The organism is Deltaproteobacteria bacterium (assembly GCA_023382265.1).
Taxonomy (GTDB): Bacteria; JAMCPX01; JAMCPX01; order JAMCPX01; family JAMCPX01; genus JAMCPX01.
In genome coordinates this window covers 1-18,336 of record JAMCPX010000033.1, presented here as the reverse complement: position 1 = coordinate 18,336, position 18,336 = coordinate 1, and the positions used below count along the sequence as shown (strand labels likewise).

The following is an 18,336-nucleotide window of genomic DNA, read 5'->3' as shown; positions in this document are numbered from 1 at the left end:
TAGAAGCTATTATAATTTATCCAATTATCTCAAGTGTATATTTCTTACCTTTTTTACCACTTGCTGCTGAGAGTATCGTTCTTATAGCCTTTGCGTGGTTACCCTCTTTACCAACAATCTTGCCTACATCGTTTTTAGCTACTTTAAGCTCAAGCACAATGGTGTGTTCTCCTTCAATTTCTGAAACAACCACATCGTTAGGATTATCAACCAATGCCTTTGCTATCATTTCTATAAGCTCTTTCATGTTATCCTCCATTCCACGATTTTCATTTTAAGCCTTTCTTTTTCAGCTCCTGGTCCAGGTTTTTGGCGTAAAGTATCTTCCATTCCTGGCTGTTCTCCGGTATCTCTTTTGCCATAGAACGGATACGTTTTTTAACATCCTCTTCTATAGCATCATTAAGTCTGTCAAACTCCATAAAACTGTCTTTCAGGATATTGATAATCTCACCTCTCCTTGACGGGTCTACCAGTTTGTTTTTGGAAAGCCTATCAAAGATGTTATGGGATATGTAGCTTATCCTATCATCATTTAGCCTTGTCATATAACAAGTTTCCGTTCCTTAATAAGCTGATGTTTTATCATGTTAAACAATTTATTGTAATCCACTTTACCACTTTTAAGCTCCGATTCATAGGATTCCATTATGTTTTTTACTTCTTCATTTAACTTTTCTTCTTTGAGCATATCATCATAAATAACATTATTTATGATAGATTTAGTATTATCTTGTTTGGCGGTTTTTACAAGAATATTTTTTTCGGTCAGATGTTTTATCATTAAAGAACTTATTTTATCTATCTCTGATTTGTTTAATCTCATCTTTCAGCCTCTTTTTTTGCTGCATTTTTTACAGACCCCGAATATCTCAAGCCTGTAATATAATGGTTTAAACCCGGTTTTTATACATACGGTTTGTTTTATCTGTTCTATTCCTTTATCATCGAATTCTATTACGTTTTTACATTTTATGCAGATCATGTGATAATGTTGATCAGGGGATTTCTTCTGGAGTTCATACCTTGTAAATCCATCTTTAAAATCAACTTCCCTTGCAAAGCCATTTTCTACAAGCAGTTTTAATGTTCTATAAACTGTAGCAAACCCGATTTTCGGCTTAATCCGTTTTACAATTTTATGAAGCTCTTCAATGTTTAAATGCTTGTTACTTTCAGCAAATGCGGTAATAACAACGTTTCTGCTGGAGCTATTTCTAAAGCCTCTATCAGAAAGTTCTGAAATGATTCTTCTTTTAATCAAAACCTCGTTATTCACTATATGATAGTTTAACAGATATTATCATTCTGTCAAGATTGTATACGAATTTCAATACTCTTTATGGCATAGCCTTGTAAAGAAAACAGGAGCTTTTACCCGGTAATGCCGAGTCCTTGCTATCGGGGTTTATTTTTTCAGCCATTTTAGATGCTTATGGGCTATCTGAAGCAGGGCAGGGAACAGGGTTATAGAAACAATAGAACTGTATATAACCATGCTTGCAGACAGGATGCCGAAGTAGATCATCGGAAGGAAGCTTGAAAGTGTAAGCACTGAAAAGTCTCCGACAAGTACTATAGCACTGTTCAGTATTGATCTGCCTGTGATAACGGTTGCCTCTTTCATGGCAGTATCAATGGAATGACTTGATCCCTCTTTGTATCTCTCCCTGAATCCCATGACAAAATGTATGATATAGTCCACACCAACGCCGATAGTCATGCTTGCTATAAGCCCTGTTGCAACGTTCAGAGGTATATGGAAGAGCTCCATGATTCCGTAGTTGTAGCTGACCTTTATTAGCAGCGGGATAAGTGTGATCAAACCGCCTATCAACGATCTGAATACAATGGATAACAGGAGAAAGACGGCTATAATGGATATGTAGAGGCTTGCCTCCTGATTTTCTATGAGGTGTTTATTTATGGTTATTATAAGCATAGGTGAACCGGTCAGGGTAAAATGAATGTCCCTTGTTTCAAGGGGCTGTATCTTCTGTTTGATCTGATTAACGATCTGTTCTATCTCATGAAACCCGAACTTGCCAATCCTCGCCTGGATGATCGTTTCTTTGGAGTCGGGCGTGATCAGCGTATCAAGTAATTTTTGGTCCGACATTGAATACAGAAGCATGTACTGGGCTATGGCATTCTTTGTATCCGGTATCGCATGGTATGCTGGATTATTGTCGTGTAGCACCTGATTCATTGTCTCGATGAGGTCAGCTACACTGAATGGATAATGAACCCCGTTAATCGTATCCAATTCATCTTCAAGTTTGACCATGGTGTTCAGGACCGCAGGGGAATTTATGTCACCATGTACAAGAATCTGAAGCACAAATATCCCGCCAAAGTTTTTGACAGCCTTTGCAGATGTTTTCCTCACAACAGAATCAGCTTTGAAAAATTTTGTTATGTCTGTTTCCGTATTGATGGTTTTTACATTATAGATAGCGATAACAGCGAGTCCTATGCCTATAATGAGTATTGTATAGTTGTGTTTTTGTACCCATACGGAGAGGTTCTCAAGAAAATGGTTGAAGCGTTTTTTATTATTTATGAGTTCTTCCTCTTTTCCCTTATGTCTGAGTGTGAGAAGAGCCGGTACAAATGTTACAGAAACAAACATAGAGATGAGTATGCCTATACCGGCGAATATCCCCGCTTGTTTTACCTGTATGATTGTGGAGGATATGTTGGCAAAAAATCCAATAGAGGTTATCAAGCCGATGAAAAGCATTGGCATACCGAGTTCTTTTATCATACTTCTTAATGCACTTTCATTGTCCTTTGTATGTTCAAGCAACTGGTAATACCTTGTCATAATGTGTATGCTGTATATGCTGCCGAGGGCGATCAGCAGGGTAGGCATGCCCACCGAAAGCATAGTAAAAGGGGTGTGCGTGATGCCCATGAGTCCAACAGTGATTACTATGGCAATGAGTGCAGGGGTAAGCCTTAAGATCACGCTTATAAAATTGCGGAACAGGATAAACATTATGACTATGTTGAGCAGTATAGCCAGAGGAAGTAGCCTGCCCAAATCAGAATGTATTGCTTTGCTTATGATATCATTATCAACGGGTACACCTATTAAGTAAATATTCTCAGGCCCTTTGAAAGGCTGAATGATTTTGCCTATTATATTTACGAGGGATTCGCTGTTTACATCCTTTTTGATCTGACACAGTATGGCAAGTGCCTTTCCATTTGGAGAAATAAGATTTCCGCGATACAGCTTGTTTGAGATCGCGTCCTGCTTAATCTCTTCCAATGCCTGTTTATTATCCGGTATATGCTCTATAAATTTTGAGATATCGAGTTCACCATGACTTGCCTTTATAGCTTCAACATTTGTAAGACTCTCAACGCTGTTGAGTTCCGGAAGCGATTGAAGCTTATCTGTAATATTCTTCAGTTTCTCAAGGCTTGAATGATTAAACAGGTTGTTTCCTTCCATTACAACAAGGAAATAATCTGTGCCGCCAAAACGTTTTCCTATATTGTTAAACAGTGTTACCTGCGGGTCATGCTCCGGAAGCGTTTTCATGATGTCGTCTTCAACGGGTACATCTACGGCAAAATAAGCCGCTATTATTGTAAGCATGGCAATAAATATAAGGACTCGCCATGGATGTTTTATGGATAGCTCAACTAATTTTTTCATAATGTGTTTGCATATAGATGATAAAATTTTATAATGCAAGCAAAGTTGACCTGGCTAATAAATTATACAAGCCACGCCCCTCGCTTAAGAATCTGTTATCTGAGCCGGACCCCTGTGTTATGCTTGTTATAAATATTCTAAGACCCTTAATTTTTATTGATTTTAAAAGATATTGATGGTAAACAAAAAAATCATTATATTGGCAAGACTGGTAGAGAAGGGAGTTGGGTTAAAGAATATGAAAGAAGAAAAAACATATCTTTCGTCTGAGAGAGAATCATTCGATCACCTGACAGCTGCACGCCGGGTCGAGAGGACTGTTTTTTTCTCAACCAACAAAAAGGACTTTGCATGGATGAGGGAGAATGTTCCATGCCAGACAGCATGCCCTGCATTAACAAACATTCCGGGCTATATATACGCCGATTATCAGGAAAGATACGGCAGGTCTTACGAGATCAACCGTTATGTGAACATCCTGCCAGGCGTGCTCGGGAGGATCTGCTCAAGGCCCTGCGAACTCGCATGCAGGCACGGATGGCCCGGTTTTGGTGAATCGGTTGCAATATGCCATTTGAAAAGGATTGCAAGCGATTTTAAGCCCGAAGGGCACCGCATAGAAGAATTTATGTTTGGACCTTCCGGTAAGAAAGTCGCTGTTGTCGGTTCCGGACCTTCGGGTCTTGGTGCTGCACACGATCTTGCCATATTCGGTCATAAGGTAACAATATATGAGGCGCTTGAACACCCCGGAGGCATGCTCAGATACGGCATACCGGAATTCAGGCTTCCAAGGAACATACTGGATGTTGAGATCTCAAACATACTCAGGCTCGGTGTTGATCTGAATGCAGGTGTGCGTGTGGGCAGGGATATAAAACTTGAGGAACTTCTTAATGCCTACGATGCTGTGCTGCTTACCACAGGCACCTACAGTCCGAACAAGCTCGGCATAAAAGGTCAAGAACTCGATCATGTTTACTCGGGTCTTGATTTTATGATGGATGCGAATTCTGGCAGGGACGTTTTTGTAGGCAGTAAGGTCCTTGTTGTGGGCGGCGGGTATACAGCCATGGATTGTGCCAGAACATCGCTGAGGCTTGGTGCAAAAAGGGTGATTATAAATGTGCTTACAACAGAGGATTACATCACGGTAAACAGGGATGAACTCAACGAGGTGAAGACCGAAAATGTTGAGATAAGGGGGCTTGTTTCAATAGAGCAGATTGAGCGTTCCGGTAACGGTCTTGCTGTAAGGTTCAGGAGAAACAGGCTCGGAGGGTACGGTGAAAAAGGTGAGAGGCTTGCTGTACCGATAAAGGGGTCAGATTTTACGGATGAGGCAGATAGTATAATCTATGCCATAGGCCAGAGGCCGGAAACTGGTTTTGTAAAAAGTGTGTTAAAACTTGAAAAGAACGGCATGATAACATTTGACAGGTCAAGCTCAGCAACGGACGTAAAAGGTCTTTTTGCTGCAGGTGATTTCGGAACCGGTGCATCCACTGTCATAGAATCTATATCATCCGGACGCATTGCTGCATGGAGTATCGACAGATATCTTGTAGACAGGACACGGAGAAAAAAGGTTGTAAGGTTCGAGAAATACTCAGAAAAACAGAGGGAGCGGGCATGGGATTTTATTCCAAGGCAGAGCATGCCTACGCTTCCGGTAAAGGAACGTGTAGATCAGGTAGAGGTAGAACTCGGACTTAACAGGACACTTGGCAAGGAAGAGGCAAAAAGATGCTACCTGTGCTACCTCAAGTTCGAGATAGATGTAACAAGGTGTATATACTGCCGGTACTGCATGGATGTATGTCCGACAAACTGCATACATACAACAAAGGACGTTATAACGGAAGAGGACGGCAGGCAGAGACTGATTGCTACGGATAACTGGAAGGAGGTAAGCGCCATTGTTATCGACAACAACAACTGCATAAGATGCGGTAATTGCAAGAAGGTATGTCCGGTGGAGTGCATAGATGTTGTCAAGGCTGAGCTTATAGAGCAGGACGTAGAGGTATAGGTATGGCAAAAAAGTCTTTAAAATATGTTATCATAGGCGACGGCCATGCAGGCAACAGCGCTGCCGAGACACTCAGAAAAGGAAACCATGATGCTGAAATAATAATCATATCATCCAAACCCACACACTACTTTGATCACAGCCTTCTTGCCGCTTTCCTGCTGGATAAAAAGGATATAACCTCCCTCTACTTATACCCGTACACATGGTACAAGCAGAATAATATTAAGCTTAGGCTTAACCAGACCGTTACAAAAGTTATTCCGGAAAAACACGAGCTTATATTGGCACACAACGAACGTATACATTATGACAGGCTCCTTGTTGCATCAGGGGCAAAGCCAAAACTGCCTGAATCCCTGTCAAGATACAAAAATCTCCTTACGGTATTTACAGATGCCGTTGATGCCTTGAAAATAAGGGATAGGCTATGGAAATTTAAGCATGTAACAATGGTCGGAGGGGACTGCATTGCTCTGCATCTTGCCGGAGCAATGTTAAAATCAGGCAAATCGGTTACTTTTATACTTAACGAATATAATTTCTGGCCACTTGAGTATGATGAAACAGTAAAGAGCAAACTCATGGAAAGTCTTCAAAAGAAACACATTGAGGTGATTGCTGATGATGTGACAACAGAGATTGTAAAGGACGGTACAGGTCTTAATGTCATGACAAAGAATGGTAAAATCGTAAAAACAGACCTTGCGTTTCTCACCTCCGGTATGGTCCCTAACATAGATTTTCTTGATGGGAGCGGTATAGATATTCAGACCGGCATACTCGTCGATGAATACATGCATACAAGTGCACAGGATGTATGGGCAGCAGGGGAATGCGCCACTGTTTATTATCCTGAATTGAAGGATTACCGTCAGACAACCGGGGAGATAAATGCAAAGATGCTTGGAAACATATCTGCAAGAAACATGCTCGATGAAAGAAAGGTTGTAAGCCTTGCTGAACCCGGCAAGATAACGATCGAGGGAGAAGATTTTATTACCTACGGGTGGAAAGGATTTTCAATTGACATATAAAAAAAGCCTGACAATCGAAATATGCGGGAGCTCCGGGGACAGGTCGCTTGCAGCAGGCGAGATACTGATAAAGACCCTGTCCGATATCGGGTATCATGTCATATCGTTTGATGCTTATCCTGCGGAGATAAGGGGATTCGGCAAAACTGTTGCACACATGAGGGCCGGCAGGGAATTCATGCTCAGCCTCAGCAGCAAGGTCGACATACTAATTTCTTTGAATGACCGGTACGCCCTCGAGCAGCTGAAAAGTTTAAACGATGAAGGTGTCGTCATATTTGATAACAGACCGAGGGATATTACTTATGAAGATTTGCCATACGATGAAGATCAAGCGGGCAAACACCAACTCGGTCCCGGTGTATACACGGAAAAAGAGGGATGGAAAGAGGTTACAAACGGGAATATAAGTATTGCAGGGCATCTTGGACCAGGTATGTATCTTTACGGCGTACCTCTTTACCAATTGAGCCAGAAAACAACAAATGAGTCCAGGTCAAGAAACATAGTTATTCTTGGCTCTGTTGCAGCACTGTTTAACATACCCCAAAAAGAATTTATAAATAATCTCACTGCAAAGCTCGGGAAAAAAGATAAGAGTGTTGACGCCATTGTTGCTGCATTTGAAGAAGGGTACAGGTATGTGACTGAAAATATTGTAAAGCTCGATCCCTACAGTTTTGAAAGGCTGTCGGTGGACAGGAAAGGCTACAAACTGATGGACGGGAACAAGGCTGTTGCACAGGGGGCCATTGATGCCGGGTGCAAGCTGTATGCAGGATATCCTATTACGCCTGCAACGAAGATCATGGAGGTTCTGTTTACAGAACTGCCGAAGCACGGCGGTGTTGTCGTGCAGACCGAGGATGAGATCTCAGCCATAGGTCATGTTACAGGTGCTGCATTTGCAGGTGTAAGGGCTATGACTGCAACCTCAGGACCCGGCTTCTGTCTCATGACAGAGTTCATAGGATACAATGTGATGTCGGAAAATCCTATTGTTGTGGTTGACAGCCAGAGGGGAGGGCCTGCAACAGGCCTGCCCACAAAAACAGAGCAGTCCGATCTTAACCACGCTTTATTCGGAGGCAACGGAGATACACCACGCATTGTTATAGCACCCACAAGCGTCAAAGAATGTTATCAATGGACAGCAGAGGCATTCTACATGGCTGAAAAGTACCAGATGCCTGTAATTGTTCTTATAGACCTGTTTTTATCATTATCTGTCAGAAATGTTTTTCTCGACCCGTTACCGGATTACAAAAAAGGCAGCAATAAATTCCCGGCACAGGAAGATATGAAGCTTTATCTCCGTCAGAAGATAACAGACGATGGTATATCACCAAGAGCGCTTCCAGGGCAGGAAAATGGGTATCAGGTTGTTTCAGGGCTCGAGCAGAATGAGTATGGAACGCCTGTTTATGACGAACGCTCTCACACAATGATGACGGAAAAAAGGTTCAGTAAGATACAGGCAGCACTTGAGAACGATGTCCCACCGCCGGAGAGAATAGGTACAAAGGGCAGGGTAAAACTTGGTGTGATATCATGGGGCTCGACAGCAGGTGCGGTTGCAGACGCACTTGACAGTGTTTTAAAGGAGGGGAAGAGCGTAGCAATGCTCAAGCTCATCGTTATTAATCCACTCAGGGAAAAGGAGATACAGGCATTCCTGGACGACTGCGAAAAGGTGCTGGTGCCGGAACTGAACTATGAGGGACAATTTGCAAACTGGCTTTTAATGCACTTTCAGAGGAAATTCTACAGGTATGACAAGGTTGCAGCAAGGCCTATCACGCACGATGAGATAGAGGAAGAAATAAATAGATTGTTAAAGGAACAAATCCCATGAATAAAATAGATGAATACGTAAAACCGGAGGTGTATTACCCGGACAATGACATTCAGGAGATAAAAGAAAAAGGTGTGCTCCAGTATAGGTCTGAAAGACTTCCTACGTGGTGTCCGGGGTGCGGTTATTTTGGCATAGAGACCGCACTAACCAACGGACTCAGCAATCTAAACATAAAGCCCAAAGACCTTATAGTTGTATCAGGTATCGGATGTGTCGGCCGGTACCCGTTTTTTATAAGGGGTTATGGCATGCATACCCTCCATGGAAGGGCCCTTCCTGTGGCATCCGGAGCAAAACTTGCAAGACCTGAATTGACAGTCCTTGCATTGATTGGTGATGGTGACGGACTCGGTATAGGCGCAGGACACCTGCCCCATACTATAAGACGAAATCCAGACATAACATGCGTTCTGTTTGACAACGCCATATACGGATTGACGAAGGGACAGACCAGTCCCATGACCCCGCAGCATCAGGTAACAAGATCTCACCCTATGGGAAATCCTGACCCAAAGATGAACCCCGTATTGCTGGCACTATCTTACGGTGCAACGTATGTTGCAAGAGGGTTTGCAGGTCTGCCTGATGAGATGCAGAAATTGTTTGAAGAGGGCATCAAACACAATGGATTCTCTTTTATACACATAATGAGTCCATGCGTTACGTTTGATAAAGTTAATTATCTCTATGACAACCTGAGAAGCTGGGTAAGACCTCTTCCCCATGACTATGATAACACCAATCTCGACAAAGCCTTTGATATTGCAAGGAATTCCGAGCTATACACAGGTATTTTATACAAACAAAAATAAGGCTATAAAGTAATAGATAGACACCCAATCTACTAAAACTGATTGATACATTACGAGAACAGCAGGTAATCGATTTTAAAAAAATAAAGTTGAGACCTTACTATTCTTGTTAATAGTTTCTTTTGTTATTCATCAATACAATTTTAAACTGTGTGTTATCACCCAGATATGAGTGCTTTTACCCACTATTATCTATTAAATATGAAAGAAGAAACGATGATTATATTTGATAAAATAATATGTTACACAAATGGTACAAAACTTGCTTCTTATTGTTCAAAAACTATTTAAGGAGGCAGTATGAATTTAAAAAGAGTAGTGCAACTTGCAAGTTTTTTGGCACTTGCAGGTGTATTATCGGCAGGATGTAGTGGTAGTAATGGGAGTACCGGACCGGCAGGTGCGGCAGGAACTCCAGGGACACCGGCGTTAAGCACGGGTAGTATATCTGGAACTGTGCTTGATAGTGCAACACAAAAACCTATAACAGGTGCTACTGTAGCGATAAACCCTGCAGTCGCAGCAAATGTATCAACCGATACGAATGGAGGGTTTGTATTTTCAAACATTCCAATAGGGTCATATCAGGCTGTTATAAGTGCTTCAGGGTATAATCAGTTTACATCATCCATAATACCTGTTGTTGCAGGGGTAACATCGACGACCCAACTCATTATAGTCCACGGGCCTTATCAGGCTCCGTTGATCTCCGGCCTTTTAAACAAGTTGAATGTCGGCTATGCATCTAATGTTACATTAAATGCAAATGTGACAGATCCTAATAATTTACCGTTCACTTGCCAATGGACTATATCATCACCTTTATCAACAGCTCCGGTGCTTTCAGGCTCAACGAGCTGTTTGTCCGCATCGTTTACAACGGATACCTTTGCAGCTCTGGCATCTATGAATCCTTCTTTGGTGGATCCAGTAGGCGGATTATTGGTTAACAGAGATGCCATCGTCCCTATCAGCTATAATGAGATGGGCAGTTACACGGTTACACTTTCCGCGACAAACTCAAAGGGTATAGTGAGCAGCTCCAGTGTTACAGTAAGGGCAAGTGATAAACAGACGGGTATAGCAAATGTGGCAGTTGGCGTTCCGGTATATCTGAGTTTTACCGAGGCAACACCGAGCTTCTCTTTTGTAAGGCCCGCAGGTTCATCTGCAGTAACTTCAACTGTAGCGGGAGGCCCATATACAATTGTAACATTTACACCTGATGTGGCAGGTAAATATGGCATAACAGAAACAACCTATAACAATAGCTTCATAATTGTAGCAGGTACATGGGTAGGTGTTGGAGCCCCTGTATCGGGCGGTTATACTAATTGTGTAGGATGTCATAATGGTACTTTAACAGGCAATTTTGCTCCGTGGTCGCAAACACCCCATGCGAGCATGTTTACCAACGGCATTAACGGCGTACTTGGCAGCCATTACGGATCGTCATGCGAGCCATGTCACACGGTCGGATTTGATCAAGCTACAACAGCTAATAACAACGGGTTCGATGATGTTGCAGCACTGTATGGATGGACATTCCCGCATATTCTTCAGCCATCAAACTGGAACAACATGGTTGCAACAGCTCCTACAGTTTCAGCACTTGCCAATATACAGTGTGAAAACTGCCACGGACCGAGTAATTCTTTAGCGCATCACAGTAGTTCACTTTCTTTTGATCTGCAGGAAAGGGTTGGATGGACAGCAGGAGTCTGCAACCAGTGTCACGACGCGCCAACACACCACGTTATGGGTACCCAGTGGGAGCAGTCACCGCATGCACAGTATGATCTTGCTATGAACGAAGGCACTATTCAGAATAGTCCCAACGCAGCTCATTGCGGAAGATGTCATTCAGCGCAGGGTTTTGCTGCGTATCTTGATCAGATTGCAGGGTATGGTTATACAGGCGCGACAAACGTATTGGGATTTGGAGGTATGACTATAACCGCACTTGCAGGTATTGGTCTTACGGTTTCGCAGGTACAGCCTCAGACATGTCAGGCATGTCATGATCCGCATGATGACTCACTACCACATCAATTAAGGATATATGACACTACAATACTTGCAGCAGGGTTTACGGTAAACTCAGTCGGGGCAGGTGCAGTATGTATGCAGTGTCATAACACACGTAATGGTTTGCACAATGATTCAACCGGTATTTCGAATTATTCAGCACCGCACACACCATCACAGGCTGATATACTTATGGGACAAAACTCGTACTTCACAGGCATTACAGGAACAACCACAATCTTCGTGTCCAAGCATGCAAACATTGGAGATACCTGTGCAACATGCCACATGCAGCTTAATCCGGATAATCCGAACAATGCTGCGTATTCGCATGAGTTTGCTATATCGAACGCTGATCAGGGACAGCTTTGCGCAAACTGTCATGGTTCGGGTGTTACAGGCTACGGCTTACAAACAGAGGTTCAGGGTTTACTGAATCAGCTTGAAACGAACCTTTCTAATACTGTAATTGCTGCAATCAACTTTTCAGCTTCATCAGGTTATACAATATGGGCTTCAAACACAAAGACAATCGCAACTCCTGTAACGGCAGCAGCATTCTCGGAAGTGCACGGACAGCAGGGCTACCAGTTGTGGGATTCCTCTAACGCAACATTCACACTTGCGATTGGTTCTATAACAGCAACAACAGGTTCTGCCCCGGGTCCTGTATTCTGGATCAATAGTGCAGCAAATCCTCTAACCACGACGGTTTTGGAAGCAGGCTGGAACTATGCACTTGTTGACAGTGAGGGCAGTCTTGGAATACACAACCCGACTTACGTTCTTACAATTCTGAACAACACGCTGAACCAGTTACCGTAACAAGGTATAACAATGTGAATTCAAAAAGGCAGGCTTGCGCCTGCCTTTTTTTTATTAAGACTACGACATTATAGTAAGGGTTTTGACAAACAATGGCTTACCCGTTTGCGATATAGATTATTCATAAGTTATTTTTTCGAGTCGTAACAACAAGGGTGCAACAAAGCTGCAGCCACCCTCATTCAAGGAATTGCATCAAGACATGGGTTTATTTAAAGGGTATTTTATTCAGACTTTTTCAAATATATTGATACACATGGCTGCCTCTTCCACACCAATAAAACCGCCACCATTCTCTGTTAAAGCAATCCTTGCTCCTTCAACCTGTCTCTTACCGGCTTCTCCTCTGAGCTGTACAATCTCCTCGTATATCTGAGCAAGGCCTGATGCACCTACAGGGTGACCTCTTGATTCCAATCCGCCTGAGGTATTTATCGGCAGCCTGCCGCCGAGCTTTGTTGCTCCTGCTTCAGCCAATATTCCGCCCTCTCCGGATGGACAGAATCCCATTGCTTCAGCCTGATGTAATTCACCATACGCTGTCGCATCATGTAATTCCGCGGTATCTATGTCCTCGGGCCCGAGTCCTGCGAGTTCATAAACCTGTTTTGATAATCTCATACCTATATCAGATGCATCCATGTTCCTGTCTGTGCCGGAACCTAAAACAGATGCTCTTATAATAACAGGTCTTGGATTACTCAACTTTTCAAGAAAAGCCTCTGAACACAGTATTGCTGCTGCAGCGCCATCTCCCACCGGTGCACACATTGCCCTGGTAAGCGGGTAAGATACAAGCCTATCGTTAAGTATCTCGTCAACTGTCATGGACTTCTGATACTGAGCAAGAGGATTCATGGATGCATGCCAGTGGTTTTTTGCCGCTATGATTGCAAGCTGTTTTTGTGTAGAGCCGAACTTCATCATGTGCCATCTCGCACCCATTGCATACGCATCCATAAAAATACTTTTATCCCCATCCGGCTGTAATTGATCCTTAGGTATTACCCCTTCTAATTGTTTACTGAGTTCCATGTACATTTGCAGATTCATCTCTATACTTTCCACATCCATTGATGAAGCATAAGCCTGCAGAGAAAGCATTTTATCCGGGCTTGATATCTTCTCTGAGCCGAGAGCGAGGACCACATCGTACATACCTGCCCTTATACCCATGTATCCAAGGTGTAGTGCTGTTGAAGCACCTGCACATGCATTTTCTACATTGGTTATAGGAATACCCTGAATACCAGCTTCTCTTAACATAACCTGGCCTTTTATAGAATGCTGATTTGAAAATATGCCCCAGTAAGAATTTGCCACAAAAACCGCGTTTAATGCCTTCTTTTCAATGTTTGCATCTTTTAACGCAAGTTCTAATGCTTCACGTGCCATACCCTTAACAGTCTTGTCTGCGTATTTACCAAATCTTATCATGCCAATGCCGATAACATAAACATTACTCATAAATTTTCCTTTTCGCCTTTTGTTACAGAATTATCATTAAACCATTTGACAGGCACTGTCTCTCTCGCTATTGCCTTATCTGTTTTTACCCTTGCATAACCAACAGCAATAGTTGTTGCAACCTTCCATGGATACTCTATTCCAAATCGCTTTCTCATACCCGGTAAATATTTCAATGCTGTTGCAGCATAACCGTTATAACAGGTGCCGAGCCCAAGTGAGTGGGCAACCAGAATCATGTTCTGGGCACAAATCCCTGCGTCAAGCCAGGGATTACTTATACCCCTGTGATCTATGAGTACCAATATAACTGCAGGTGCCCCATAAAAGAGATTATCATCACGCTCTTCTGACTTTTCCAGTGGAAAAAAAGGCCTTTGATCCCATTCATTTAACATAAAATAGCTGGATATGGTTACTATAATGCGTTTTATAAAGTTCGGATTCAAATACATTTTTTTGAATAACCGCAATATCTTCATGGACTTAACTTCAAGCTCTCTTATCAGGTTTCTGTTTGTTACAACAATAAATGTAAAAGGCAGATTATTCCCTGCTGTTGGTGCATACCTGCCTGCTTCCAGTATCCTATGTAATAGCTCTTCGCTTACCGGCTTATCTTTGAAGATCCTGTTAGAACGCCTTTTATATACAACCTTCTCAACCTCTGTCAGCTCTTTTTCAATCTCTTTAAAAGGAAACGGCTTATCTTTTAAAGGGGTAGGCGGTTTCAATGTCGTGTCTTTTACGGTCTTGTACCTGCCTTTTAAAACTCTGTATTCTCCGGACATTGTTATTGACTGCGTAGGGCAAACAGCTATGCAATTGTAACAATTCAGGCATGCCTTTTCAAAACCGCCTATACCTCTTATATATGGTCTGTCTGTTGCCAGATCCCATTTAATAGTGCCTGTCGGACAGGTTTCAAAACAAAACTTACATTTATCTCCCAGACATTTATCATTATCATTTATCCATTTGGGCCATACGGTTTTTGGTGCATAAGCATTTCTGTATTTTTCAAGAAACATATGCCTGTCTTTCAGACTTATTAATAAGATGTTTTATACACATTGTTTGCCGATGGATTAAAATTTTTACTTAAAACCATATCTAATGGCTTCTCAGAAATTGTCTTGGGAATTTCACTAACTATTTGAATATATGAAGGTATACTGTTGGGCGTGAGTTCCTTTCTGCACATTTTAAATATGTCGAAAGGGTTTAAAGTTCTACCTTCAAAAGGTACAATTGCAGCAACAAGATCGCTTTCACCAGGTGCACCTAATGGTGAGGGTATACCATACACACATACCTCGGAAACATCCGGATGTTCTCCTATAATCTTCTCTATAAAATCCGGCTGTATAAACTCACCCATCCTTCTCAGACCGCCGCCTTTCCTGTAATCAAAAAAGAAGTAACCGTTTTCATCTGTATGTCCCATATCACCTGTTCTTAACCATCCGCCCTTTGTTTTGTCTTCTGATGCTTTTTTGTTTTTAAAATATGTAACCTCTACATCCTGGCCAGTCATCCTCCAGACAATCTCACCTATAACATAAGGCGGACACACCCTGTCATTACCATCGAATATCTTCATCTCCATTATGTCGGGAAGCGGTTTACCTAAAGAACCGATAGGACCTTCTCCAACAGCTTTATGTGCAAAACTGCCTTCAACAGCGCCATACCATTCATGGATCAAGACATTAAATCTTTTCTCAAAAGCCTCCCATATAGCCCTTGGTGTGCCGGCACTTAAAACAATTTTTACGGGATTGTCACTATCATCCTGTTTAGGCGGTTCATTGTAGATACCCGACATCATGCCGCCCAAAAGAGAAAAAGTCGTTATCCCGTATTTTCTGCAAATATCCCATATCCTGCTCTTTGTAAACTGCGGACTGATCACTGCTTTTACCCCTAAAGCAATTGCAGGAAGCATTGTTACTGCCTGCGCATTGCCATGGGTAAAGGAAAGGCCTGTGTATAGAATATCGTTCTCGGTGTATGCCCATACCATTTGGGCAAGTAGGGCATAAGTTGCAAACCGATCCTGCCTTACAACAACCCCTTTAGGTTCACCCGTGGTACCAGATGTAAAGATAATTTCAAGCGGGTGATGGTTATCGGTTATAACGGGTTCAAACTCAGAAGTATTGCCATTCTCAATAACATCGTTTAGATATGGAAACCCTGTATGTCTGTTTGATTGAATCCCGGGTTTCTTAAGGATGTAGATATGCTTGAGATTCGGCAGTTCTGGTTTGATGTTTATGAGATTTTCCAATAAATCCTCTGTTAAAAAAACAACCTTGCTGTCAGAGATGCCCAGCATATATTTTAATCTCTCACCTTTTGAACGAGGATCTATGGGAACGGCTGTTGCACCTATTAAAGAGGCAGCACCCAGCAGATATATGAACTCTGGGTAATTTTTCATTATAATTGCAAATGAATCAGCCGTTCCAATATTGACTCGTTTTAATTCATTGGCGGTTCTGAGTGTATTTTTATAAAGGGTATTATAGGTAATCCTTTCTTCGCCGAGTTCCCCGTATTCAAAGATAAAAATCTCTTTATCAGGGCTCTCTTTACTCTTTGTAAGCAGGATGTTTGATAAAAAATCCATAATACTATTCTTCGCTTTTTTCGATCAGTTCACCAGCAAAAATGGCAAGCGAATCATTTGAGCCATCCTCTATAAGAGATGCCCTTGCGTCCCTCAATAATTTTTCCACATAGTATTCTTTGGCAACACCGTATCCGCCAAAGATCATGGATGCTTCATTGGCTACCTTAAAGGCTGCTTCGGTGCAGAATATCTTTGATGCTATGGAATACTTTGTATCAGGCGGTGAATTGGTAAGGTTGTATACCAGCACATTGCGTGAAAAAGCCCTTGCAGCCTCAACAAGTTTAAACATGTGTAAAAGCTTATGTCTTATGAACTCGTGCTCTATCAGGAGCTTACCGCCCTGTACCCTCTGCCTTGCATAGTTTAATGCCTCTTCATAAGCAGCCCTTGCAACACCTGTAAGAAACGCACCCATTGAGCCGTTAGCCGCTGCAAGTGTTATGTCTGTCATTGCTTCATAAGCTTCCTGATCTATGATCATATTATCCTTCGGCACCCTGACATTATCAAAAATAATCTCACCCTGGTTAAGCGCCCTTTGACCCATCTTGTTCAATGGTTTACCTTTGCTTACGCCAGATAGGTCCGTAGGGATGATGCATATCCCCCCGCCGGCCATTCCCATGGACGGATCTATATTCAAGAAGACAGCGGCGTGTGTTGCTATTGTACCGCATGAAACCCATGCAGATGTAGTACCGTTGACCAGCCATTCATTACCGTCGAGTTTTGCTGCAATCTCTCCTTTAATATTTGGATCCTTGAACTGATCCGTTCCTGCAGCCAGCGTATCAGAACCACGATTGGGCTGGGTAATCGCCCAGCATCCAATGAATTTTGCTTCTTTGTCCTTTGTATATGGATATATAAAGTTTTCTATCAGATAATCTGTTGGAGCTAACATGGAAATAAAAGCAGGAAATGTCGCAACACCGAGTGCTACTGCAAAATCAATACTTCCATAAGCAAGCTCTTCTTCAACAATATGAACGGCGAGCGGAGATAATCCAAGACCTCCATAACTTTCAGGAAGCAAAAAAGTATGCAATCCCATGGCATAAGCCTGTTTTAAAGTACTCCAGAATATCGAATCTTTTTTTATGACATTCTCCGGTGATAATTTATCAAGCTCAATACTCGCAGGTCTGAGCACCTCAATTGCAAATTTATGTACGTTATTCTTTATTGCTATTTCATCATCGGTCAGATTTATATTAATTTCCTTGTATTGCATGATGACTCCTCTCCTATTTTATTATACAGGCATGCCTTTTTCTTTACAATACCTTGGGTAAAGTTCAAATATCGGATTGACGAGTGGAATCATTCCAAGGACCTTTGTTACCGATCCTTTTGTTTTGATCTTCCTGGTTGCAATTGCAACAGGTACACTCAATTGCTTTAGCCAGAATTTGTGTGCGTTATCAGAGGATAGGATCATTTCCACATCGGGTTTTCCATCATAGGTTCCAAGAATAACTCTTGGCTTGTCTTCGCCATGGATTACCCATATCGTTCCTTCCGGATCGGATAATGTAAACCTAATGGTGATCCCTGAATCATTAAATTTTTTTGTCGCATCTATACGAACTTCCTGGAGTTTTTTTATCTCTTCCGATTGAAAACCCGATTTGGTCAGAAATTCCGTATACCGTTCTGTTTCATTTTCATTGAAAAGGATCTTCCATAAACCTCCAAGAACATCATACATATGGTTCGTATCTTTAAATACGGGCATATTCCCACCTTTATTATTTTAAAGACCATACCATTTATTACCATGAAAGTCATTCTTTTTTTATTGTAAATAAATGTAGACGGGCGATCGTAATTTAATGACCTGTCAAGTCATGTAAAAATCTAACCGAAATAGGTATCATCTTGTCATCCAGAAATCTAATCATGGGGTTGGGTAATAAGCTCTCCTTTCTTGTTCTTGATATATACTTTCATACCAAAGATTTCA

13 protein-coding genes and 1 pseudogene are annotated in these 18,336 nt (G+C 42.0%); 5 read left to right on the top strand and 9 right to left on the bottom strand.

Annotation, left to right across the window (positions count from 1 at the left end):
- Positions 1–16: 16 nt before the first annotated feature.
- The 4 genes and pseudogenes from M1381_06495 to M1381_06480 form a co-directional block, all read right to left on the bottom strand.
- The gene (locus M1381_06495) at positions 17–247 is read right to left on the bottom strand and encodes a KH domain-containing protein (GenBank protein ID MCL4478732.1); all 231 of its coding nucleotides are present in this window, start codon (positions 245–247) and stop codon (positions 17–19) included.
- A 22-nt stretch (positions 248–269) separates the two neighbouring features.
- Positions 270–784, bottom strand: a pseudogene (locus M1381_06490) (DUF507 family protein).
- A gap of 45 nt (positions 785–829) precedes the next feature.
- Complete coding sequence (locus M1381_06485) at positions 830–1,279, bottom strand: transcriptional repressor (protein ID MCL4478731.1); 450 nt, start codon at positions 1,277–1,279, stop codon at positions 830–832.
- A 129-nt stretch (positions 1,280–1,408) separates the two neighbouring features.
- Positions 1,409–3,670, bottom strand: a complete 2,262-nt coding sequence (locus M1381_06480; protein MCL4478730.1) for an MMPL family transporter — start codon at positions 3,668–3,670, stop codon at positions 1,409–1,411.
- A 175-nt stretch (positions 3,671–3,845) separates the two neighbouring features.
- Here M1381_06480 and M1381_06475 point away from each other — a divergent pair, with 175 nt between their 5' ends.
- The 5 genes from M1381_06475 (at position 3,846) to M1381_06455 (ending at position 12,262) form a co-directional block, all read left to right on the top strand.
- Entirely contained in the window at positions 3,846–5,702 is a 1,857-nt protein-coding gene (locus tag M1381_06475; protein ID MCL4478729.1) for an FAD-dependent oxidoreductase, read from the top strand.
- 2 nt (positions 5,703–5,704) lie between these two features.
- Positions 5,705–6,739 carry an NAD(P)/FAD-dependent oxidoreductase gene (locus M1381_06470; GenBank protein ID MCL4478728.1) on the top strand — a complete coding sequence of 345 codons (1,035 nt, stop codon included), beginning with the start codon at positions 5,705–5,707 and terminating at the stop codon, positions 6,737–6,739.
- Positions 6,729–8,594, top strand: coding sequence for a 2-oxoacid:acceptor oxidoreductase subunit alpha (locus M1381_06465; protein MCL4478727.1), 1,866 nt, complete (start codon positions 6,729–6,731; stop codon positions 8,592–8,594). The genes M1381_06470 and M1381_06465 overlap by 11 nt, the downstream gene beginning before the upstream one ends.
- Complete coding sequence (locus tag M1381_06460) at positions 8,591–9,409, top strand: thiamine pyrophosphate-dependent enzyme (GenBank protein MCL4478726.1); 819 nt, start codon at positions 8,591–8,593, stop codon at positions 9,407–9,409. Before M1381_06465 ends, M1381_06460 begins: the two co-directional genes overlap by 4 nt.
- A 300-nt stretch (positions 9,410–9,709) precedes the next feature.
- On the top strand, positions 9,710–12,262 hold the full coding sequence (locus tag M1381_06455) for a carboxypeptidase regulatory-like domain-containing protein (GenBank protein ID MCL4478725.1): 2,553 nt from the start codon (positions 9,710–9,712) through the stop codon (positions 12,260–12,262).
- Between the two features lie 228 nt (positions 12,263–12,490).
- Here the strand turns inward: M1381_06455 and M1381_06450 are convergent, their stop codons facing one another.
- From M1381_06450 to M1381_06430, 5 genes are read right to left on the bottom strand one after another with little or no spacing between them, the layout of a single operon-like run.
- A complete protein-coding gene (locus tag M1381_06450; GenBank protein ID MCL4478724.1) occupies positions 12,491–13,729 on the bottom strand; it encodes a thiolase family protein in 1,239 nt (412 codons plus the stop codon).
- Positions 13,726–14,760 carry a nitroreductase family protein gene (locus M1381_06445; protein ID MCL4478723.1) on the bottom strand — a complete coding sequence of 345 codons (1,035 nt, stop codon included), beginning with the start codon at positions 14,758–14,760 and terminating at the stop codon, positions 13,726–13,728. The genes M1381_06450 and M1381_06445 overlap by 4 nt, the downstream gene beginning before the upstream one ends.
- A 20-nt stretch (positions 14,761–14,780) precedes the next feature.
- Entirely contained in the window at positions 14,781–16,364 is a 1,584-nt protein-coding gene (locus M1381_06440) for an AMP-binding protein (protein MCL4478722.1), read from the bottom strand.
- 4 nt (positions 16,365–16,368) lie between these two features.
- Positions 16,369–17,604 carry an acyl-CoA/acyl-ACP dehydrogenase gene (locus M1381_06435; protein ID MCL4478721.1) on the bottom strand — a complete coding sequence of 412 codons (1,236 nt, stop codon included), beginning with the start codon at positions 17,602–17,604 and terminating at the stop codon, positions 16,369–16,371.
- A gap of 21 nt (positions 17,605–17,625) precedes the next feature.
- Entirely contained in the window at positions 17,626–18,108 is a 483-nt protein-coding gene (locus M1381_06430) for an SCP2 sterol-binding domain-containing protein (GenBank protein MCL4478720.1), read from the bottom strand.
- Positions 18,109–18,336 lie beyond the last annotated feature (228 nt).

What these genes read in the sequence shown, in the direction of transcription:
- M1381_06495 (MCL4478732.1), bottom strand. Translation starts at nt 247, where the DNA reads ATGAAAGAGCTTATAGAAATGATAGCAAAGGCATTGGTTGATAATCCT.
- M1381_06480 (MCL4478730.1), bottom strand. Translation starts at nt 3,670, where the DNA reads ATGAAAAAATTAGTTGAGCTATCCATAAAACATCCATGGCGAGTCCTT.
- M1381_06475 (MCL4478729.1), top strand. Translation starts at nt 3,846, where the DNA reads ATGGTAAACAAAAAAATCATTATATTGGCAAGACTGGTAGAGAAGGGA.
- M1381_06470 (MCL4478728.1), top strand. Translation starts at nt 5,705, where the DNA reads ATGGCAAAAAAGTCTTTAAAATATGTTATCATAGGCGACGGCCATGCA.
- M1381_06460 (MCL4478726.1), top strand. Translation starts at nt 8,591, where the DNA reads ATGAATAAAATAGATGAATACGTAAAACCGGAGGTGTATTACCCGGAC.
- M1381_06455 (MCL4478725.1), top strand. Translation starts at nt 9,710, where the DNA reads ATGAATTTAAAAAGAGTAGTGCAACTTGCAAGTTTTTTGGCACTTGCA.
- M1381_06450 (MCL4478724.1), bottom strand. Translation starts at nt 13,729, where the DNA reads ATGAGTAATGTTTATGTTATCGGCATTGGCATGATAAGATTTGGTAAA.
- M1381_06445 (MCL4478723.1), bottom strand. Translation starts at nt 14,760, where the DNA reads ATGTTTCTTGAAAAATACAGAAATGCTTATGCACCAAAAACCGTATGG.
- M1381_06440 (MCL4478722.1), bottom strand. Translation starts at nt 16,364, where the DNA reads ATGGATTTTTTATCAAACATCCTGCTTACAAAGAGTAAAGAGAGCCCT.
- M1381_06435 (MCL4478721.1), bottom strand. Translation starts at nt 17,604, where the DNA reads ATGCAATACAAGGAAATTAATATAAATCTGACCGATGATGAAATAGCA.
- M1381_06430 (MCL4478720.1), bottom strand. Translation starts at nt 18,108, where the DNA reads ATGCCCGTATTTAAAGATACGAACCATATGTATGATGTTCTTGGAGGT.